The organism is Pseudomonas sp. NFACC51 (assembly GCF_900103575.1).
GTDB lineage: Bacteria > Pseudomonadota > Gammaproteobacteria > Pseudomonadales > Pseudomonadaceae > Aquipseudomonas > Aquipseudomonas fluorescens_Q.
The window spans coordinates 1-20,433 of record NZ_FMXH01000010.1; the positions used below are offsets into that span (position 1 = coordinate 1).

Sequence of the window (20,433 nt, forward strand, 5' to 3'; positions counted from 1 at the left end):
AGCGCTTTGGTTACTTTCGCGCTTTTTGTACGGACCGGACACATGGTTGACGGGTGTGCGGGGACATGGTTGACACTTTCCAGCGAGCCAATTTCGCCGGAAAGCCATCATGCCCTGGACTACGAGAGATGCCATGAGCCTGAAAGAAGAGTTCGTTGCCTTAGCACGGCAACCCGGCAGCAATAAACGTGAGCTGTGTCGAAGATTCGGTATCAGCCCGCAAACAGCCTACAAGTGGCTAGATCGCTACAAGGCGCATGGTCAGCCTGGTCTGCAAGAGAAATCTCGCAGACCCGCGACCAGCCCCAAACTGACGCAGGTCGCCATGGAGGCGCAAGTCGTGGCCCTTAGGCTGGCCCATCCGGCATGGGGCGGACGCACGATTAGCAGCCTGTTGGAAAAACGTATCGCCCCCAGCACCGTCACCAATGTCTTGCACCGGCACGGCCTGATCCAGCCCTCTCAGAGAGAGCAATCGGCAACGCTGAGATTTGAACACGACGCGCCTAATGATCTTTGGCAGATGGATTTCAAAGGGCATTTTGCGCTGCAACAAGGTCGGTGCCATCCCCTGACCCTGCTGGACGATCATTCTCGGTTCAGCCTAGCCATTGAGGCTTGTGACAACGAACGGGGAGCCACGGTGAAGGAGAGGATGATCGAGGTTTTCCAACGCTATGGCTTGCCGGCGCGTATCAACGTCGATAACGGCCCACCCTGGGGCTCGCCACGCAATCCGGGTGAAGTGACAGAGCTGAGTATCTGGCTGATTCGCCTGGGGATCCGGATCAGTTTCAGCCGTCCTCGCCATCCTCAAACCAATGGAAAGATCGAACGTTTCCACCGCTCGCTCAAAGCAGAAGTGCTGGATGGGCGTCATTTTTCCACGCTAATGGACGCTCAATCGGCTTTTGATCGATGGCGTGAGGTTTATAACCTGCAGCGCCCCCATCAGGCGCTGGGCTACAAGGTGCCTATGGACCGCTATCGGAGCAGCCCCTGGGCGTATCCGCAGCAACTGTCAGAGTTTGAATATGGCCCGGATGATGTGTTGGCCAAGGTGTATCACAGTCGATTTCGCTTCCAGAAACGCTACTTCAGCATCGCCAAAGGACTGGTAGGACAGCACATCGCAATACGCCCTAACGCTGAAAGCGATGGCTTGTTTGACGTCTATTTCTGCCATCACTTCTTACGGACCTTCGACGTGAATAACCCTGACTACGGCGCATAATGTGTCCACTATGTCTCCGCACAGGTGTCAACCATGTGTCCGGTCCGTACACGCTTTTCGAAAGTGACCCGCCGTCAGGGCGGAACCCTAAGTAGCCGTTACCGCAGGAATGGATATGTACCCAGTCAACAAAATCCAGGCCGGCTGTCAGGCCGCCTCGTCCAAAAGCGCTATACCCGAACCCAACAGCCCCCCTCACTTTTCGATATTTCCAACACCCCCACCCGCAACGCTACTCTCCTGAAAACCTCACCACCCCCAAGGGATTTCATGGACAGAACCACCTTCAAGCCCCTCCTGCTCACCCTAGCCCTGATCAGCAGCCCCTCAATCGCCCAAGCAGCCACCACCCTGGTCTACTGCTCCGAAGCCAGCCCCGCCGGGTTCGACCCCAGCCAATACACCAGCGGCACCGACTTCGACGCCTCGGCCGAAACCGTCTTCAACCGTCTCACCCAATTCAAGCGCGGCGGCACCGAAGTCGAACCCGGGTTGGCCACCAGTTGGGACGTGTCGCCCGACGGCCTGGTCTACACCTTCCACCTGCGCGAAGGCGTAAAATTCCACACCACCGACTACTTCACCCCCAGCCGCGACTTCGACGCCGACGACGTGCTGTTCACCTTCCAGCGCCTGCTCGACCCACAGCACCCGTTCCGCCAGGCCTACCCCACCGAGTCGCCGTACTTCACCGACATGGGCCTGAACACCACGATCAAAAGCGTCGAGAAAATCGACGAGCACACCGTGCGCTTCAACCTGAACAATGTCGACGCGGCCTTCGTGCAGAACCTGGCGATGAGTTTTGCCTCTGTGCAGTCCGCCGAATACGCGGCGCAGTTGTTGAAGGAAGGCAAGGCCGGCGACCTCAACCAGAAACCCATCGGCACCGGGCCGTTCGTGTTCAAGCGCTACCAGAAGGACTCGCAGATCCGCTACGCCGGCAACACGACGTACTGGAAACCCGAGGACGTGAAACTCGACAACCTGATTTTTTCCATCACCCCGGACGCCGCCGTGCGCCTGCAAAAGCTCAAGCGCGGCGAATGCCAGGTCAGTGGTTACCCGCGCCCGGCCGACATCGAAGTGATGGAGCAAGACCCGAACCTGCAAGTGCTCAAGCAACCGGGGTTCAACCTGGGTTTCCTGGCCTACAACGTCACGCACCCGCCCCTGGATCAGCTCAAGGTCCGCCAGGCGCTGGACATGGCCATCGACAAGCCGGCGATCATCAAGGCCGTTTACCAGAGCGCCGGTCAACTGGCGCAGAATGCCTTGCCACCGGCCCAGTGGTCGTTCGACCCGAGCATCCAGGACGCGCCCCATGACGTGACCAAGGCCAAGGCGCTACTCAAGGAGGCCGGAGTTGCGCCCGGTACAACCATCGATTTATGGGCGATGACGGTGCAGCGCGCCTCCAACCCCAATGCGCGAATGTCTGCGCAGATGATCCAGCAGGACTGGGCCAATATCGGCATCAAAGCCAACATCGTCAGCTATGAATGGGGCGAATACATCAAGCGCGCAAAAAATGGCGAACATGACGCAATGATTTACGGCTGGACCGGCGACAACGGCGACCCGGACAACTGGCTGGGTGTGCTGTACAGCTGCGCGGCGGTCAAGGGCAGTAACTATGCCAAGTGGTGCGACCCGGCGTATGACCAACTGATCCAGCAGGCCAAAGTCTCGACCGACCGCCAGCAACGGATCGATTTATACCGGCAAGCGCAGAAAATCCTCAAGCAACAGGTGCCGATCACGCCCATCGCTAACTCCACGGTCTTCCAGCCAGTAAACAGGAAAGTGGTGGATTTCAAACTCAGCCCATTCGGTCTGACACCCTTCTACGGCGTGGGTTTGACGAAGTAACACCCGAGCCAAACCGGTGCGCCGCAGCTGCGCGACGCACCGACAAAGGGCGATTTTGGCGCCAAAAAAACACCCGCAAACGGTCAACTGCGTCAGAAGTTACACGAATGCGACATTAAGGTACGTTCGTGCCACTGTTTCAGACTTGCAACCGCTCTGGATCTTGCATTGGGTATGGGGCCTGCATAAGTATCCGCAGGACGACTCACGAGGTCGCCCTCAAATCCAAAAATGACAACAAATCATGAGGCCAACATGCTTAAACAAGCGGTCATTCCGTTTTTAGTCGGCGCGAGCTTATTAGCCAGCGCACCTTTCGCCCAAGCCGCGACTAACCTGGTGTTCTGCTCCGAAGGGAGCCCGGCCGGTTTTGACCCGGGTCAGTACACCACCGGAACCGACTTCGACGCCTCCGCAGAGACCATGTTCAACCGCCTGACCCAGTTCGAACGCGGCGGCACCGCTGTGATTCCTGGCCTGGCGACCAAGTGGGATATTTCCGACGACGGCCTGACCTACACCTTCCACCTGCGTGAAGGCGTCAAGTTCCACACCACCCCGTACTTCAAGCCGACCCGCGAATTCAACGCCGACGACGTGCTGTTCACCTTCAATCGCATGATCAACAAGGACGATCCGTTCCGTAAGGCGTACCCGACCGAATTCCCGTACTTCACCGACATGGGGATGGACACCAACATCACCCAGATCGATAAAGTCGACGACCACACCGTCAAGTTCACCCTCAAGGATGTCGACGCCGCGTTCATCCAGAACATGGCCATGAGCTTCGCCTCGATCCAGTCCGCCGAATACGCCGCCCAGTTGCTCAAGGAAGGCAAGGCCCCCGACATCAACCAGAAGCCGGTCGGCACTGGCCCGTTCGTGTTCAAGAGCTACCAGAAAGACTCCAACATCCGCTACACCGGGAACAAGGACTACTGGAAGCCTGACGACGTGAAGATCGACAACCTGATCTTCGCCATCACCACCGACCCGTCGGTGCGCATGCAGAAGCTGAAGAAGAACGAGTGTCAGATCACCCTCTTCCCACGTCCGGCCGACCTCAAGGCGCTGAAGGAAGACAAGGCACTGAAGATGCCTGACCAGGCTGGCTTCAACCTGGGCTACATCGCCTATAACGTGATGGACAAGATCAAGGGCAGCAACGAGCCGAACGTGCTGGCCAACCTGAAAGTCCGCCAGGCGCTGGACATGGCGGTCAACAAGCCACAGATCATCGACTCCGTCTACCAGGGCGCCGGCCAGCTGGCGGTCAACGCCATGCCGCCGACCCAATGGTCCTACGACACCACCATCAAGGACGCCAAGTACGACCCTGAGAAAGCCAAGGAGCTGCTCAAGGAGGCCGGCGTCAAGGAAGGCACCAACATCACCCTGTGGGCGATGCCGGTCCAGCGTCCGTACAACCCGAACGCCAAGCTGATGGCCGAGATGCTGCAGTCCGACTGGAAGAAAATCGGCCTGAACGTCAACATCGTCAGCTACGAATGGGGCGAGTACATCAAGCGCTCCAAGGGCGGCGAGAACCAGGCGATGATCATCGGCTGGAGCGGTGACAACGGTGACCCGGACAACTGGCTCAACGTGCTGTTCGGCTGCGACTCGCTGGCCGGCAACAACTTCTCCAAATGGTGCGACAAGAAATTCGACGGTCTGGTCAAGGAAGCCAAGCGCACCACCGATCAGTCCAAACGCACCGAACTGTACAAACAGGCACAACACGTCCTCAAGGATGCCGTGCCCATGACACCTATCGCTCACTCGACGGTGTATCAACCCATGCGCGCCAACGTGCAGGACTTCAAGATCAGCCCATTTGGCTTGAACTCCTTCTACGGCGTCAGCGTCAGCAAATAAGGTGACCCGTGGCGAGGGAGCTTGCTCCCGCTGGGCTGCGTAGCAAGCCCCTTTGCAAGCGCGATGGCAATGTACCCACAACGCCATCGCGAGCAGGACTCGCTCCCACGGCATGCCGTTGCTTTAAGCCAAGACTCAGGAAATCGCCTACATCCAAAAGCACTGCATACCACAGCAGTTGGTTTAGGACGTATCGCCTTTTCCCACAAGTCTTTCAGGCATTACGCATTTACCGCCTGGCCCACGACTCCTACCGTCGGGGCCTGGACGGCTTGCTGATCCTGCGGCATCGCGACGCAATGGAATGAGCTCAGTGTTCCGGGTCCCCGGAAGGACAGCGGTTCACTGTTAAAACACCCCGAACGAGAGAGGGAGCGTCATGCGCCATACCTTGGTTTTATCCGCATTGCTGGGCACCGGCCTGTTGGCCGCCACATCCGCAGCCCAGGCCGCTGGCGGCAGCCTGGTGTTCTGTTCCGAAGGCAGCCCTGCCGGTTTCGACACCGCGCAATACACCACGGCCACCGACAACGATGCCGCCGAACCGCTGTACAACCGCCTGGCCGAGTTTGAAAAAGGCGCGACCAATGTCGTCCCCGGCCTGGCAACCAGCTGGGACATTTCCGAAGACGGCTTGAAGTACACCTTCCACCTGCGCGAAGGGGTGAAATTTCACACCACCGACTACTTCACGCCGACCCGGGATTTCAACGCCGACGACGTCCTGTTCACCTTCAACCGCATGCTCGATCCGCAGCATCCGTTCCGCAAGGCCTACCCCACCGAGTTCCCGTACTTCAACGGCATGAGCCTGAACAAGAACATCGCCAAGGTGGAAGCGACCGGGCCGTTGACCGTGGTCATGACCCTCAACAGCGTGGACGCCGCGTTCATCCAGAACATCGCCATGAGTTTTGCCGCGATCCTCTCGGCCGAATACGCCGACCAACTGCTCAAGAACGGCAAGCCGAGCGACATCAACCAGAAGCCGATCGGCACCGGGCCGTTCGAGTTCAAGAGCTACCAGAAAGACTCCAACATCCGCTACGTCGCCAACCAGCAGTACTGGGCGCCGGAGCGGGTCAAGCTGAACAACCTGATCTTCTCCATCAACACCGACGCCTCGGTGCGGGTGCAGAAGCTCAAGGCCAACGAATGCCAGGTCACCCTGCATCCGCGTCCGGCCGACGTACCAGCCTTGAAGAACGACCCCAAGTTGCAACTGATCGAGAAGCCCGGTTTCAACCTCGGCTACATCGCCTATAACACCCGCCACAAGCCGTTCGACCAGGTCGAAGTGCGCCAGGCACTGGACATGGCGGTAAACAAGCAAGGCATTCTCAACGCCGTGTACCAGGGCGCGGGGCAACTGGCGCAGAACGCTATGCCGCCGACCCAATGGTCCTACGATGACACCATCAAGGACGCTCCCTACAACCCGGAAAAAGCCAAGGAATTGCTCAAGGCCGCCGGGGTCAAGGAAGGCACCGAAATCACCCTCTGGGCCATGCCCGTGCAGCGCCCGTACAACCCCAACGCCAAGTTGATGGCCGAGATGCTCCAGGCCGACTGGGCCAAGATCGGCCTGAAGGTGAAGATCGTCAGCTACGAATGGGGCGAGTACATCAAGCGCACCAAGAACGGCGAGCATGACGTCAGCCTGATCGGTTGGACCGGCGACAACGGTGATCCGGACAACTGGCTGGGCACGCTGTACAGCTGCGATGCCATTGGCGGCAACAACTACTCCATGTGGTGCGACCAGGATTACGACAAGCTGATCAAGCAGGCCAAGGTCGTCACCGACCGCGACCAGCGCACCGTGCTCTACAAACAGGCCCAGCAGTTGCTCAAGCAGCAAGTGCCGATCACCCCTGTTGCCCATTCGACGGTCAACCAGCCGCTGAGTGCCAAAGTCGAAGGGTTCAAAGTCAGCCCCTTCGGTCGCAATGTCTTTTCGGGCGTCAGCCTGAACCCATAACCGTTAGCCACACAGCGCGGGCTTCCTTTGGAAGCCCCGTGCCGACGTCTTGCCGCAATTCGCCGATCAGGCGCCAAGCAAACGTTTGCAAGCTGTGAATGAGTTGTAAACCGATAGCCGGATCACCCAAAAAGACCGGCATAAAAAAGCAAGAAAAGGAGCGTTACGGATGAAATTGAGCAGCACCGCGATACTGGCCTTGGCCATCAGCAGCGTTACCGCGACGGCGTATGCAGAGCAACAAAGCCAGGCTTTCGTACCGACCGAACTGGCAAGCACCAGCGCCCAATCCGAAGCCAAGGGTTTTCTCGATGGCCAAAGCCTGGGGGGCACCACGCGCAACTGGTACGCCAATGAACTCCTCAAGCGAGGTAACTTCAGCTATCAGAAGCACGGTGAGACACGCCCCACCGATCGCCGCATCAACTGGGTGCAAGGCACTATTGTCAACTACACCTCGGGGTTCACTCAGGGCACCGTAGGTTTCAGCACCGAAGTCGCGGCTTACAACGCGGTGGTACTGGACCGTAGCCGCAAAGACATTGCCAACGGCGGCAACCGTACGCTGGCGGAGAACAACGGTGATGCCGTGGATCAGTGGAGCAAACTGGGCCTGGCCAACATCAAGGCTCGTGTATCCAACACCACCCTGACCGCCGGACGCCAAAACTTCAGCACGCCAATTGTCGATGTCATCGGCAACCGCGCACTGCCCTCAAGCTTCGAAGGTGTGAGCCTGCATAGCGAAGAGTTCAGCAATCTGTCGTTCGATGCCGGCGTGTTTGATCGCGTATCGCCGCGTACCGAACAGAGCCTGTCGAAATTCCGCTCCGAGTACACCGACAACAAGGCCGAAACCGACAAGGTCAGCGTCGTCGGCCTGAACTATCAGCCGCTCGAGAGCCTGAAGACCAGCCTGTACGCCTCTAAGGTCGAAGACTTCTGGAACCAGTACTATTTCGGCGCCACCCACGAACTGGGAGACGCTTCAGTGTTAGCGTTGACCACCGGCTTGAACTATTACAAGACCGTGGACGAAGGCAAAAAAGAGATGGGTGAGATCGACAACGACACCTTCTCCCTGTCGCTGGGCCTGACCCATCAGGCCCATAGCCTGACCTTCTCCTACCAGGCCGTGAACGGTAACGAATACTTCGACTACCTGCACGAGACCAACGGCATCTACCTGGCCAACTCCCTGCTGTCTGACTTCAACGGCCCGAACGAAAAATCCTTCCAGATCGCCTACGGCATCAACATGGCGGAATACGGCGTACCGGGGCTGAAGTTCAACATTTACCGTGCTCGCGGTTGGGGCATCGACGGCACCCATTACACGGGTACCGCCTATGACGTTCGCGGCCTGGACGATGAGAATCACTACGAAACCGGCGTGGGCGCTTCCTACGCGGTACAGAGCGGTCCTTTGAAGGCCACGGCGATTCGTGCGACCTACACTGAGCACCGCTCCAGCCGCAACCAGCTCGACGGCAGCATCAACGAGTTCCGTCTGGTCACCACCATCCCGTTCAACATTCTCTAAACTGCCACCGGGCGGTCGACTCACAAGGTTGACCGCCCGGTCTTTTGCCATTGACCCGATTGCAGAGGATTGACGATGAACATGAACCCCCTACGCGCCGCCATCGCCGCCGCATTGCTGAGCGTCGCCGTTGGCGCCACGGCCAAACCCCTGGTGGTTTGCACAGAAGCCAGCCCGGAAGGCTTCGACATGGTCCAATACACGACTGCAGTCACCGCCGACGCCGTGGCGGAAACCATTTTCAATCGCCTGGCCGATTTCAAGCCCGGCACCACCGAAGTGATTCCGGCCCTGGCCGAATCCTGGGACATCAGTGACGATGGCCTGACGTACACCTTCCACCTGCGCAAGGGCGTCAAGTTCCACACCACCGAATACTTCAAGCCGACCCGCGACATGAACGCCGACGATGTGGTCTGGAGCTTCCAGCGCCAGCTGGACCCGAATCACCCGTGGCACAAACTGTCGAGCGTGGGCTTCCCTTACTTTGAGAGCATGGGCTTCAAGGAACTGCTCAAAAGCGTGGAGAAAGTCGACGAACACACGGTCAAGTTCAGCCTGACCCGCCGCGAAGCGCCGTTCCTGGCCGACATCGCCATGGCCTTCTCCTCGATCTACCCGGCCGAATACGCCGACCAGTTGCTCAAGGCCGGCAAGGCCGGCGATCTCAACAGCAAGCCAGTCGGCACCGGCCCGTTCGTCTTCCAGCGCTACAACAAGGACGCCCAGGTTCGCTTCAAGGCCAACCCGGACTACTTCCGTGGCAAGCCGCCAGCCGATGCGCTGGTATTGGCCATCGCCACCGACAACAACGTGCGCATGCAGAAACTCAAGACCAACGAGTGCCAGATCGCGCTGTACCCCAAGCCCGACGACATCCCCAGCATCAAGAAAGACCCGAACCTGAAGGTCACCGAGCTGGACGCGATGACCGTTTCCTACACGGCCCTGAACACCAGCCACAAATACATGAGCGACGTGCGGGTGCGCAAAGCCATCGACCTGGCCTTCGACAAGGAAGCCTACGTCAACGCGCTGTTCGGCAAGGGCAACGCCACCGTGGCGGTCAACCCGTACCCACCGACACTGCTGGGCTTCAACCACGATCTGAAGAATCCGACCCGCGATCTGGACAAAGCCCGCCAGTTGCTCAAGGAAGCCGGCGTGCCGGAAGGCACCGTGTTCACCCTGTTCACCCGCAACGGCGGCGGCCCGACCAACCCCAACCCGATGCTCGGCGCGCAGATGATGCAGGCGGACCTGGCCAAGGTCGGGATCAAGGTCGACATCCGCGTGATGGAATGGGGCGAAATGCTCAAGCGCGCGAAAAACGGCGAGCACGACATGGTCTCCGCCGGATGGGCGGGCGACAACGGCGACCCGGATAACTTCCTGACGCCTATGCTCAGTTGCGAGGCCGCCAAGAACGGCGAAAACTACGCGCGCTGGTGCAACGAGAAATTCCAGGCGCTGATCGACCAGGCCCGCGCCACCGTGAACCCCGAGGAGCGCGCGAAGCTCTATGAACAGGCCCAGGTGATTTTCAACCAGGACCAACCGTGGATCAGCATGGCCCACACCCGCATGTTCACGGCAATGCGCAACAACGTAGAGGGTTATGTGATTAGCCCGCTCACCACCAACAACTTCGCCACCACCCAGGTGAAGTAGATAAGAAAACGCCCGGCATCCTTTATCGAGGGCTGCCGGGCACGCCTAACCGGCTGATGAGGTACACCTGAAGATGTTTAGTTTTATTGCCCGCCGACTGGGATTGTTGATCCCCACGTTCTTCGGCATCACCTTGCTGACCTTCGCGTTGATTCGCATGATCCCCGGCGACCCCGTGGAAGTGATGATGGGCGAACGTCGGGTCGATCCCGAAATGCATGCTCAGGCAATGGAACGCCTTGGCCTCAATAAACCGCTGTATGCCCAGTACCTGGACTACATCGGCAAACTGGCCCAGGGCGATCTCGGCGAATCGCTGCGTACCCGTGAAAGCGTATGGACCGAGTTCAGCTCCCTGTTTCCCGCGACCCTGGAACTGTCCATGGCCGCCCTGTTGTTCGCCGGTATCCTGGGCCTGCTGGCCGGGGTGATCGCGGCACTCAAGCGAGGATCCCTGTTCGACCATGGGGTAATGGGCGTCTCCCTGGCGGGTTACTCGATGCCAATCTTCTGGTGGGGCCTGATCCTGATCATGTTCTTCTCGGTGTCCCTGGGCTGGACCCCGGTGTCCGGGCGGATCGACCTGCTCTACGACATCGAGCCGAAAACCGGCTTCATGCTGATCGACACGCTGTTGGCCGACGAGCCAGGAGCGTTCCTCGATGCCCTGCACCACCTGATCCTGCCGGCCATCGTGCTGGGCACCATTCCGCTGGCGGTGATCGCCCGCATGACCCGCTCCTCGATGCTCGAAGTGCTGCGCGAAGACTACATCCGCACCGCCAAGGCCAAAGGCCTGTCGCCGTCGCGCGTGGTGTTCGTGCATGGCCTGCGCAATGCGCTGATCCCGGTGCTGACCGTGGTCGGCCTGCAGGTCGGCACGCTGCTGGCCGGTGCGGTCCTGACCGAAACGATCTTCTCCTGGCCGGGCATCGGCAAGTGGCTGATCGAAGCCATCGGCGCCCGGGACTATCCCGTGGTGCAGAACGGCATCCTGTTAATCGCCTGCCTGGTGATTCTGGTCAACTTCGTCGTGGACATCCTCTACGGCTTTGCCAACCCACGCATCCGTCACCAGCGCTGAGATCAAAACCATGAGTACTCCAACTACCGCGGTAGCAGTCGATCAAAGCCTGCTGTACCCATCCCCGTACAAAGAATTCTGGCACGCGTTTTCCCGCAACAAGGGCGCCGTGGCCGGGTTGCTGTTCATGATCCTGATCGTGTTCTGCGCGCTCTTCGCGCCGTGGGTCGCGCCTCACGACCCGAGCGAGCAGTACCGCGACTTTCTGCTGACGCCGCCGGCCTGGCTTGAAGGCGGGCAGATCCAGTTCCTGCTGGGCACCGACGAACTGGGCCGCGATTTGCTGTCACGGCTGATCCAGGGTTCGCGCCTGTCGCTGCTGATCGGCTTGTCGTCGGTGGTGATGTCGCTGATCCCGGGCATCCTGCTGGGGCTGTTCGCCGGGTTCTTCCCGCGCATCCTCGGCCCGACCATCATGCGCCTGATGGACATCATGCTGGCCCTGCCTTCGCTGCTGCTGGCCGTGGCGATTGTCGCCATCCTCGGCCCTGGCCTGATCAACACCGTGATCGCCATCGCCATCGTCTCGCTGCCGTCCTACGTGCGCCTGACCCGCGCCGCGGTGATGGGTGAGCTGAACCGTGACTACGTGACCGCCGCCCGCCTGGCCGGTGCCGGCCTGCCGCGCCTGATGTTCATCACCGTGCTGCCGAACTGCATGGCACCGCTGATCGTCCAGGCGACGCTGAGCTTTTCCTCGGCGATCCTCGACGCCGCCGCCCTGGGCTTCCTCGGCCTGGGCGTCCAGCCGCCGACCCCTGAGTGGGGCACCATGCTGGCCTCGGCCCGCGACTACATCGAACGCGCCTGGTGGGTGGTGAGCCTGCCTGGCTTGACCATTTTGCTCAGCGTGCTGGCAATCAACCTGATGGGCGACGGTTTGCGCGATGCGCTGGACCCGAAACTCAAGAATGCCGCCTGAGGAGATTCCCATGTCACTGCTAGAAATCAAGAATCTCAACGTTCGCTTCGGCGACGCCACCGCCGTCCCGGTGGTCGACGGCCTCGACCTGACCGTGGAAAAAGGCGAAGTGCTGGCCATCGTCGGCGAATCGGGCTCGGGTAAATCCGTGACCATGATGGCGCTGATGGGCCTGATCGAGCACCCCGGCATCGTCACCGCCGACGCGCTGAACTTCGACGGCAAGAACATGCTCAAGCTGAGCAACCGCCAGCGCCGGCAGATCGTCGGCAAGGACTTGGCGATGGTCTTCCAGGACCCGATGACCGCGCTCAACCCCAGCTACACCGTGGGCTTCCAGATCGAAGAAGTGCTGCGCCTGCACCTGAAGATGTCCGGCAAGGCCGCCCGCAAGCGCGCCATCGAACTGCTGGAAAAAGTCGAGATCCCCGGCGCTGCCAGCCGCATGGACGCCTACCCTCATCAGTTGTCCGGCGGTATGAGCCAACGGGTGGCGATTGCCATGGCGATTGCCGGCGAACCGAAACTGTTGATCGCCGACGAACCGACCACTGCCCTGGACGTGACCATCCAGGCGCAGATCATGGACCTGCTGCTGGCCTTGCAAAAAGAACAGGACATGGGCCTGGTGCTGATCACCCACGACCTGGCCGTGGTCGCCGAAACTGCCCAGCGCGTGTGCGTGATGTACGCCGGCCAGGCCGTGGAAGTGGGCAAGGTGCCCGAGCTGTTCGACATCCCGGCCCACCCGTACAGCGAAGCACTGCTGGCGGCGATTCCGGAGCACAGCATGGGCGCCGAGCGCCTGGCGACGCTGCCGGGCATCGTGCCCGGTCGCTACGACCGTCCGCAAGGTTGCCTGCTGTCGCCGCGCTGCCCGTACGTGCAGGATAACTGCCGCGTACAACGCCCCGCCCTTGATCCGAAAACCGCCAGCCTCGCCCGCTGCTTCTACCCGTTGAACCAGGAGGTGGCGTGATGGCCGTCGTACTTACCGCCCGTGACCTGACCCGTCATTACGAAGTGTCCCGCGGCATGTTCAAGGGCCATGCGACCGTTCGCGCCCTCAATGGCGTGTCGTTCGAATTGGAGGCCGGCAAGACCCTGGCCGTGGTGGGTGAATCCGGTTGCGGCAAATCCACCCTGGCCCGGGCCCTGACGCTGATCGAGGAACCGTCCTCCGGCTCCCTGAAAATCGCCGGCCAGGAAGTCGCCGGCGCCAACAAGGCCGAACGCAAGCAACTGCGCAAAGATGTACAGATGGTATTCCAGAGCCCTTACGCCTCGCTCAACCCACGGCAGAAGATCGGTGATCAACTGGCCGAGCCGTTGTTGATCAATACCAAGCTGTCAGCGACTGAGCGGCGCGAAAAAGTCCAGGCGATGATGAAGCAGGTGGGCTTGCGTCCTGAGCATTACCAGCGCTACCCGCACATGTTCTCCGGCGGCCAGCGCCAGCGCATCGCCCTGGCCCGCGCCATGATGCTGCAACCCAAGGTGCTGGTGGCGGACGAACCGACGTCGGCGTTGGACGTGTCGATCCAGGCCCAGGTGCTCAACCTGTTCATGGATTTGCAGCAGGAGTTCAACACCGCCTACGTGTTCATTTCCCACAACCTGGCGGTGGTACAGCACGTGGCCGACGACGTGATGGTGATGTACCTCGGTCGTCCGGTGGAAATGGGCCCCAACGAGTCCATCTACAGCCGCCCGCTGCACCCATACACCCAGGCGCTGCTGTCGGCCACCCCGACCATCCACCCGGACCCGAACAAGCCGAAGATCAAGATCGTCGGCGAACTGCCCAACCCGCTCAACCCACCGTCCGGCTGCGCCTTCCACAAGCGCTGCCCGTACGCCACCGAGCGCTGCAAGACCGAAGAACCGGCGTTGCGGCCACTCGATAACCGCCTGGTGGCGTGTCACTACGCCGAGCGGTTCCTCGACGGCGCGGCGTAAGGCAAAAGGCAAAAGGCAAATAGAGCACTTGTGGCGAGGGAGCTTGCTCCCGCTGGGCCGCGAAGCGGACCCTCTTTTTTGGGCCTGCTGCGCAGTCCAGCGGGAGCAAGCTCCCTCGCCACAGGGGTAAGTCTTCGCTTTGGATTATGCGCCCTGCATGAAAAACCCCTCCAGCCCAAACTGAGTCTCAGTTGGGGCTGGAGGGGTTTTCTTCAGGTCAGAGATCTACGTCTGGCTATCGCTCTCTTCACCCTCTTCATCCTCATCACCGTCCGGCGGATCGACGGGCGAACCATCATCATCCTCACCATCGTCCGGATCACCGGCGTCCGCATCGGTCGCGGCAAGCATCAACTCACCCTGAACTACCGAGCCACTCGACGCGTGCTGCTCATGCTCATCACATTCAGCCCATGCCGCGGTAGACCCCAGGGACAGCATCACCAAAACCTTCAGCAAAAACATCATGCGTAGAAACATGTTCATAGCCAATTCCTTCTTTTCCGGATGAAGCCGGGGCCTGACGGCGCTCAAGAAAATCTAGTTCTGAACAGGCCGGTTCACCAGATAGGACGCTCGATAACCGTTAGAAATGCCACAACGCGACAGATTGGTTTCGAATAAGTGTTATCTCCAAACCAACTAACACCCAACATTCCATGCGGGAGCGGGCTTGCTCGCGAAGAGGCCGGCACATTTAACATCCTGGCATGATGACCCACCGCTATCGCGAGCAAGCTGGTTCCCACAAGTGAGTGGCTTATGGACGAGACCCGGAGGGAATAAAAAACCCCGCAGATTTCGCTACGGGGTTTGGGGGATGAAGCTCAAGGCTTAATGATGCTCACGCGTCGCCCGGAATTTCACATCCGGCCAGCGCTCTTCCATCAGCGCCAGGTTGACCCGGGTCGGGGCCAGGTAGGTCAGGTGACCGCCGCCGTCCAAGGCGAGGTTTTCCACGGCCTTGTTGGAAAACTCCTCGAGTTTCTTCTTGTCGCCGCATTCGACCCAACGGGCGGAGTACACGGTGATCGGCTCATAGGAGCACTCGACCTTGTATTCTTCTTTCAAGCGGCTGGCGACCACGTCGAACTGCAGCACACCGACCGCACCGAGGATGATGTCGTTGCTGCGAGTCGGGAAGAACACCTGGGTGGCGCCCTCTTCGGCCAGTTGCTGGAGGCCCTGGCGCAATTGCTTGGACTTGAGCGGATCCTTCAGGCGCACGCGGCGGAACAGTTCCGGGGCGAAGTGCGGGATGCCGGTAAAGCCCAGGGTTTCGCCTTCGGTGAAGGTGTCGCCGATCTGGATGGTGCCGTGGTTATGCAGGCCGATGATGTCACCGGCGAAGGCTTCTTCCAGTTGTTCGCGTTCCGAGGAGAAGAAGGTCAAGGCGTCGCCGATGCGCACGTCCTTGCCAGTGCGCACATGGCGCATCTTCATGCCTTTTTCGTATTTGCCGGAGCAGATGCGCATGAAGGCGATGCGGTCGCGGTGCTTGGGGTCCATGTTCGCCTGGATCTTGAACACGAAGCCCGAGAACTTCTCTTCCACCGGTTCCACGGTGCGCTCGTTGGCAACGCGGGCCAGCGGGCGTGGTGCCCAATTGACCACGGCGTCGAGCACATGGTCCACACCGAAGTTGCCCAACGCGGTCCCGAAGAACACCGGGGTCAGTTGACCGTCGAGGAATTCCTGCTGGTTGAACTCGTGGCAGGCGCCCTGCACCAGCTCCAATTGCTCGACGAAACGATCGTACTCGTCGCCCAGGTGCGCGCGGGCTTCATCGGAGTCGAGCTTCTCGATGATCTTCACCTCGGTGCGCTCATGCCCGTGACCGGCGGTGTAGACAATGATGTAGTCGTCGGCCAGATGGTACACACCCTTGAAGTCGCGGTAGCAGCCGATCGGCCAGGTGATCGGCGCGGCCTTGATCTTCAGCACCGCTTCGATCTCGTCGAGCAATTCGATCGGGTCGCGGATGTCACGGTCGAGTTTGTTGATGAAGCTGACAATCGGCGTGTCCCGCAGACGGCAGACGTCCATCAGCGCGATGGTCCGTGGCTCGACACCTTTACCGCCGTCGAGGACCATCAATGCCGAGTCCACTGCCGTCAGGGTGCGGTAGGTGTCTTCGGAGAAGTCTTCGTGGCCCGGGGTGTCGAGCAGGTTGATCATGTGGTCGCGATACGGGAACTGCATGACCGACGTGGTAATGGAAATACCCCGTTGTTTTTCCATTTCCATCCAGTCGGAGGTGGCATGGCGGTCGGACTTGCGAGATTTCACCGTGCCGGCAATCGCGATCGCCTTGCCCATCAGCAAGAGCTTCTCGGTGATGGTGGTCTTACCGGCATCGGGGTGGGAAATAATGGCGAAAGTGCGGCGTTTCGCGACTTCGGCGGCCTGTTTGGTCATGGGAAATCGCCTGGCAGGTGATTCAAAAAAGGGCGGCGATTATAGCTCAACTTGCGCCAGGAACCGAACCGTTGAGCACATCCAGGGTGGCCAGATCTTCCCTGGCATGGGAACCTTTAGCCGCGTGGAGGCGTCCACCACCCTGCTACGGCTGTTCGTCAGGGTCTGAAAAATCAGCAAGTTAGCCTGACGAGGCTGCGCTCATGGCTCGATTTACCTGCCGTTTTACCGGTATGGAAAAGAGCTGCTTCTCGCGAACGTTTTCCCGGCAACCCGTGATGGTTTGCCGCCCGGGAAAGCGTGCGCCGACTGAAAGACAAAGGAGTCCGCCTGTGGCTATCCGCTATGGCAAAGGGCTTATCGGGGGTGCGGTCGTCGTCGCGCTCCTGGCCCTGTTGGTCCACTGGATCGGCATCGATACGATCCAACGCTACCACGACGATCTGCTGTTCTACCTGCAAGCGCACCTGCTGCTTGTCCTGGCCTCCATGCTGGCGGCCCTGCTCGTGGGCATTCCCGCTGGCATCGCCCTCAGCCGCCCCGGCATGGTCGGGCGCGCCGAACGCTTCATGCAAGTGTTCAACATCGGCAACACCGTGCCGCCCCTGGCCGTGCTGGCCATCGCCCTGGGCATCCTGGGCATCGGCAGCGGTCCCGCCATCTTCGCCCTGTTCCTCGCCTCGCTGTTGCCCATCGTGCGCAACACTTATGAAGGCCTGAAAAACGTCCAGGGCTCCCTCAAGGAAGCCGCCGTCGGCATCGGCATGACCCCGCGCCAGGTGCTGTGGAAAGTCGAGTTGCCCAACGCCGTGCCCATCATCGTCGGTGGCGTGCGCGTGGCCCTGGCGATCAACGTCGGCACCGCGCCGCTGGCGTTCCTGATCGGCGCCAACAGCCTCGGCAGCCTGATCTTCCCCGGCATCGCCTTGAACAACCAGCCGCAGCTGCTGCTCGGCGCGGCCTGCACCGCCCTGTTGGCGTTGTTGCTCGACGGGCTGGTGACACTGGCCAGCCGCCTCTGGCTGGAACGCGGTCTGCAACCGTCATAAGCCGGCTGGATAAAGGAAATCGTTTATGAAGAAGTTGAGCTTGATACTGGGCTGCGTGCTGCTGTTCGCAGGATTCGCCCAAGCCGCAGAAAAACCGCTGATCCGCCTTGGCGCCCGGGTGTTCACCGAACAGACGCTGCTGGCGGAAATCACCGCGCAATACCTGCGCAGCAAGGGCTACGACGCGCAGATCACCGGTGGCCTGGGTAGCAACCTGGCCCGCAGCGCCCATGAAACCGGGCAACTGGACATGCTCTGGGAATACACCGGCGTGTCGCTGGTGGCCTACAACCACGTTACGGAAAAACTCGATAGCGCCCAGTCCTACGCCCGGGTGAAAGAACTCGACGCGAAAAAAGGCCTGGTCTGGCTGACACCGTCGAAATTCAGCAACACCTACGCCCTGGCCCTGCCGGAAAAAATCGCCCGTCAGTACCCGCAGATCAACAGCATCAGCCAATTGAACACGGTGCTGCAGGCCGAAGCCGCTGACAATCATCTGGTGGCCCTGGACACCGAGTTCGCCAACCGCTCCGACGGCTTGGCGGGCATGGTCGGGCAGTACGGCATGAACCTGACCCGCCAGAACATCCGGCAGATGGATGCAGGCCTGGTCTATACCGCCCTGCGCAACGGCCAGGTGTTCGCGGGCCTGGTGTACACCACCGACGGCCGGCTGAACGCGTTCAAGCTGAAGTTGCTGGAAGACGACAAACATTACTTCCCCGACTACACCGCCGCGCCAGTGGTGCGCCAGGCGTTCCTCGATGCGCATCCGCAACTGGCCGCGCAGCTAAAGCCTTTGGCCGAGCTGTTCGACGACGCAACCATGCGCCAGCTCAACGCCCGCGTGGACGTCAACCATGAAAGCCCTTCCACCGTTGCCGCCGACTTCCTGCGCCAGCATTCCCTGCTCTCAACCCAATGACCTGGAGGAAAAGCCATGGATTTTCTTGACGCCTTTTCCCATCTGGACTGGCCGCTGGTGCTGCACCTGACCTGGCAGCACATCACCCTGGTGGGCATCGCCGTAACCCTGGCCATCGTGGTCGGCGTGCCGCTGGGTATCTTCATGACCCGCTTCCCGACGCTCGCGGGTCCGTTGCAGGCCAGCGCCACCGTATTGCTGACCATTCCGTCGATTGCGCTGTTCGGCCTGCTACTGCCGTTCTATTCCAAATTCGGCCAAGGCCTGGGCCCGATGCCGGCGATCACCGCGGTGTTTCTCTATTCGCTGTTGCCGATCATGCGCAACACCTACCTGGCCCTGACCGGCGTCGAACCGGGCATCCGTGAAGCCGCCCGCGGCATCGGCATGACCTTCGGCCAGCGCCTGCGCATGGTCGAACTGCCCATCGCCGTGCCGGTGATCCTGGCCGGTGTGCGCACCGCCGTGGTCATGAACATCGGCGTCATGACCATCGCCGCCACCATCGGTGCCGGTGGCCTGGGCGTGCTCATCCTCGCTTCCATCAGCCGCAGCGACATGTCGATGCTGATCGTCGGCGCCGTGCTGGTCAGTCTCCTGGCCATCTTCGCCGACCTGCTCCTGCAGTGGCTGCAACGCTCGCTGACCCCAAAAGGACTATTGAAATGATCGAACTTCAAAACCTCAGCAAAACCTTCAAGAGCAACGGCAAAGACGTCAAGGCCGTGGACTCGGTGAACCTGATCGTCAACGAAGGCGAGATCTGCGTGTTCCTCGGGCCGTCGGGCTGCGGCAAAAGCACCACGCTGAAGATGATCAACCGCCTGATCCCGCCCACTTCGGGCAAAGTGTTGATCAACGGCGAGGACACCACCGGCCTGGACGAAGTGACCCTGCGCCGCAACATCGGCTACGTGATCCAGCAGATCGGCCTGTTCCCGAACATGACCATCGAGGAGAACATCACGGTGGTCCCGCGCCTGCTGGGCTGGGACAAGCAGAAATGCCACGACCGTGCCCGCGAATTGATGAGCATGATCAAGCTCGAACCCAAGCAGTACCTGCATCGCTACCCTCGCGAACTGTCGGGCGGTCAGCAGCAACGGATCGGCGTGATCCGTGCCTTGGCGGCCGATGCGCCGCTGTTGCTGATGGACGAACCCTTCGGCGCGGTGGACCCGATCAACCGCGAGATGATCCAGAACGAGTTCTTCGAGATGCAACGGGCGCTGAACAAGACCGTGATCATGGTCAGCCACGACATCGACGAGGCGATCAAGCTGGGGGACAAGATTGCGATCTTCCGCGCCGGCAAGCTGATCCAGTTCGATCACCCGGATACCTTGCTCGCGCATCCGGCCGACGAGTTCGTCAGCAGTTTCGTCGGCCAGGACAGCACGCTCAAGCGCCTGTTGCTGGTCAAGGCCGAAGACGCGGCGGACAACGCCCCGTCGGTCAGCCCCGAGACACCAGTGAGTGAGGCACTGGAGTTGATGGACGAACATGACCGTCGCTACGTGGTGGTCACCTGTGCCGAGAACAGGGCCCTGGGTTATGTGCGACGGCGCGACCTGTACCGTCAGAGCGGCACCTGCGCGCAGTACTTGCGTGAATTCAACGCCACCGCGGCCTACGACGAACACCTGCGCATCCTGCTGTCGCGCATGTACGAGTTCAACCGTTCGTGGCTACCGGTGATGGACGCCGAGCGGGTGTTCCTCGGCGAGGTCACCCAGGAATCGATCGCCGAATACCTAAGCTCCGGACGCTCGCGTGGCGGCAAGACCAGTATTGTTTCGCCGGCCGAGACTGCGTTGGCCTGACTTCTGATAGCTCCCACACCCTGGAAGATAGCCTGGGACCTGTGGCGAGGGAGCTTGCTCCCGCTGGG

16 protein-coding genes are annotated in these 20,433 nt (G+C 60.5%); 14 read left to right on the forward strand and 2 right to left on the reverse strand.

Going from position 1 to position 20,433, the window contains the following annotated elements:
• Nucleotides 1-109 precede the first annotated feature (109 nt).
• From BLT00_RS19790 to BLT00_RS19835, 10 genes are all read left to right on the forward strand, one after another.
• Entirely contained in the window at nucleotides 110-1,234 is a 1,125-nt protein-coding gene (locus tag BLT00_RS19790; RefSeq protein WP_092146064.1) for an IS481 family transposase, read from the forward strand.
• Between the two features lie 270 nt (nucleotides 1,235-1,504).
• On the forward strand, nucleotides 1,505-3,106 hold the full coding sequence (locus BLT00_RS19795) for an ABC transporter substrate-binding protein (protein ID WP_092146066.1): 1,602 nt from the start codon (nucleotides 1,505-1,507) through the stop codon (nucleotides 3,104-3,106).
• A 255-nt stretch (nucleotides 3,107-3,361) separates the two neighbouring features.
• Nucleotides 3,362-4,987 (forward strand): ABC transporter substrate-binding protein, encoded by a 1,626-nt coding sequence (locus BLT00_RS19800; protein WP_092146068.1) that lies wholly within the window; start codon nucleotides 3,362-3,364, stop codon nucleotides 4,985-4,987.
• A 379-nt stretch (nucleotides 4,988-5,366) separates the two neighbouring features.
• Entirely contained in the window at nucleotides 5,367-6,968 is a 1,602-nt protein-coding gene (locus BLT00_RS19805; RefSeq protein ID WP_092146070.1) for an ABC transporter substrate-binding protein, read from the forward strand.
• A gap of 169 nt (nucleotides 6,969-7,137) precedes the next feature.
• Nucleotides 7,138-8,511 carry an OprD family porin gene (locus tag BLT00_RS19810; RefSeq protein ID WP_092146072.1) on the forward strand — a complete coding sequence of 458 codons (1,374 nt, stop codon included), beginning with the start codon at nucleotides 7,138-7,140 and terminating at the stop codon, nucleotides 8,509-8,511.
• Nucleotides 8,512-8,586: 75 nt separating this feature from the next.
• Nucleotides 8,587-10,182, forward strand: a complete 1,596-nt coding sequence (locus BLT00_RS19815) for an ABC transporter substrate-binding protein (protein ID WP_092146074.1) — start codon at nucleotides 8,587-8,589, stop codon at nucleotides 10,180-10,182.
• Nucleotides 10,183-10,255: 73 nt separating this feature from the next.
• Complete coding sequence (locus tag BLT00_RS19820; RefSeq protein WP_063322947.1) at nucleotides 10,256-11,266, forward strand: ABC transporter permease subunit; 1,011 nt, start codon at nucleotides 10,256-10,258, stop codon at nucleotides 11,264-11,266.
• A gap of 10 nt (nucleotides 11,267-11,276) precedes the next feature.
• The gene (locus tag BLT00_RS19825) at nucleotides 11,277-12,188 is read left to right on the forward strand and encodes an ABC transporter permease subunit (protein ID WP_063322948.1); all 912 of its coding nucleotides are present in this window, start codon (nucleotides 11,277-11,279) and stop codon (nucleotides 12,186-12,188) included.
• 10 nt (nucleotides 12,189-12,198) lie between these two features.
• Nucleotides 12,199-13,167: an ABC transporter ATP-binding protein gene (locus tag BLT00_RS19830; RefSeq protein WP_092146076.1), complete on the forward strand. Its 969-nt coding sequence runs from the start codon at nucleotides 12,199-12,201 to the stop codon at nucleotides 13,165-13,167.
• Nucleotides 13,167-14,147 carry a peptide ABC transporter ATP-binding protein gene (locus BLT00_RS19835; RefSeq protein WP_092146078.1) on the forward strand — a complete coding sequence of 327 codons (981 nt, stop codon included), beginning with the start codon at nucleotides 13,167-13,169 and terminating at the stop codon, nucleotides 14,145-14,147. The genes BLT00_RS19830 and BLT00_RS19835 overlap by 1 nt, the downstream gene beginning before the upstream one ends.
• Before the next feature lie 225 nt (nucleotides 14,148-14,372).
• On the opposite strand, the gene BLT00_RS19840 is transcribed toward BLT00_RS19835, so the two are convergent.
• Nucleotides 14,373-14,633, reverse strand: coding sequence for a hypothetical protein (locus BLT00_RS19840; protein ID WP_063322960.1), 261 nt, complete (start codon nucleotides 14,631-14,633; stop codon nucleotides 14,373-14,375).
• 348 nt (nucleotides 14,634-14,981) lie between these two features.
• A complete protein-coding gene (locus BLT00_RS19845; RefSeq protein WP_092146081.1) occupies nucleotides 14,982-16,565 on the reverse strand; it encodes a peptide chain release factor 3 in 1,584 nt (527 codons plus the stop codon).
• A gap of 332 nt (nucleotides 16,566-16,897) precedes the next feature.
• On the opposite strand from BLT00_RS19845, the gene BLT00_RS19850 reads away from it, so the two are divergent.
• The 4 genes from BLT00_RS19850 to BLT00_RS19865 are packed head-to-tail and all read left to right on the forward strand — an operon-like array spanning nucleotide 16,898 to nucleotide 20,365.
• On the forward strand, nucleotides 16,898-17,614 hold the full coding sequence (locus tag BLT00_RS19850; protein ID WP_092146083.1) for an ABC transporter permease: 717 nt from the start codon (nucleotides 16,898-16,900) through the stop codon (nucleotides 17,612-17,614).
• A gap of 25 nt (nucleotides 17,615-17,639) precedes the next feature.
• Nucleotides 17,640-18,542, forward strand: coding sequence for a glycine betaine ABC transporter substrate-binding protein (locus tag BLT00_RS19855; protein ID WP_092146085.1), 903 nt, complete (start codon nucleotides 17,640-17,642; stop codon nucleotides 18,540-18,542).
• A 15-nt stretch (nucleotides 18,543-18,557) separates the two neighbouring features.
• On the forward strand, nucleotides 18,558-19,211 hold the full coding sequence (locus BLT00_RS19860; protein ID WP_024616353.1) for an ABC transporter permease: 654 nt from the start codon (nucleotides 18,558-18,560) through the stop codon (nucleotides 19,209-19,211).
• Nucleotides 19,208-20,365, forward strand: coding sequence for an osmoprotectant ABC transporter ATP-binding protein OsmV (locus BLT00_RS19865; RefSeq protein WP_092146087.1), 1,158 nt, complete (start codon nucleotides 19,208-19,210; stop codon nucleotides 20,363-20,365). The genes BLT00_RS19860 and BLT00_RS19865 overlap by 4 nt, the downstream gene beginning before the upstream one ends.
• The last annotated feature ends 68 nt before the right edge of the window (nucleotides 20,366-20,433 follow it).

Bases quoted from the DNA above. Each gene is read 5' to 3' on its own strand.
- BLT00_RS19805 (WP_092146070.1), top strand. From the start codon at position 5,367: ATGCGCCATACCTTGGTTTTATCCGCATTGCTGGGCACCGGCCTGTTG.
- BLT00_RS19830 (WP_092146076.1), top strand. From the start codon at position 12,199: ATGTCACTGCTAGAAATCAAGAATCTCAACGTTCGCTTCGGCGACGCC.
- BLT00_RS19815 (WP_092146074.1), top strand. From the start codon at position 8,587: ATGAACATGAACCCCCTACGCGCCGCCATCGCCGCCGCATTGCTGAGC.
- BLT00_RS19855 (WP_092146085.1), top strand. From the start codon at position 17,640: ATGAAGAAGTTGAGCTTGATACTGGGCTGCGTGCTGCTGTTCGCAGGA.
- BLT00_RS19810 (WP_092146072.1), top strand. From the start codon at position 7,138: ATGAAATTGAGCAGCACCGCGATACTGGCCTTGGCCATCAGCAGCGTT.
- BLT00_RS19825 (WP_063322948.1), top strand. From the start codon at position 11,277: ATGAGTACTCCAACTACCGCGGTAGCAGTCGATCAAAGCCTGCTGTAC.
- BLT00_RS19835 (WP_092146078.1), top strand. From the start codon at position 13,167: ATGGCCGTCGTACTTACCGCCCGTGACCTGACCCGTCATTACGAAGTG.
- BLT00_RS19790 (WP_092146064.1), top strand. From the start codon at position 110: ATGCCCTGGACTACGAGAGATGCCATGAGCCTGAAAGAAGAGTTCGTT.
- BLT00_RS19865 (WP_092146087.1), top strand. From the start codon at position 19,208: ATGATCGAACTTCAAAACCTCAGCAAAACCTTCAAGAGCAACGGCAAA.
- BLT00_RS19840 (WP_063322960.1), bottom strand. From the start codon at position 14,633: ATGAACATGTTTCTACGCATGATGTTTTTGCTGAAGGTTTTGGTGATG.
- BLT00_RS19845 (WP_092146081.1), bottom strand. From the start codon at position 16,565: ATGACCAAACAGGCCGCCGAAGTCGCGAAACGCCGCACTTTCGCCATT.
- BLT00_RS19800 (WP_092146068.1), top strand. From the start codon at position 3,362: ATGCTTAAACAAGCGGTCATTCCGTTTTTAGTCGGCGCGAGCTTATTA.
- BLT00_RS19795 (WP_092146066.1), top strand. From the start codon at position 1,505: ATGGACAGAACCACCTTCAAGCCCCTCCTGCTCACCCTAGCCCTGATC.
- BLT00_RS19820 (WP_063322947.1), top strand. From the start codon at position 10,256: ATGTTTAGTTTTATTGCCCGCCGACTGGGATTGTTGATCCCCACGTTC.
- BLT00_RS19860 (WP_024616353.1), top strand. From the start codon at position 18,558: ATGGATTTTCTTGACGCCTTTTCCCATCTGGACTGGCCGCTGGTGCTG.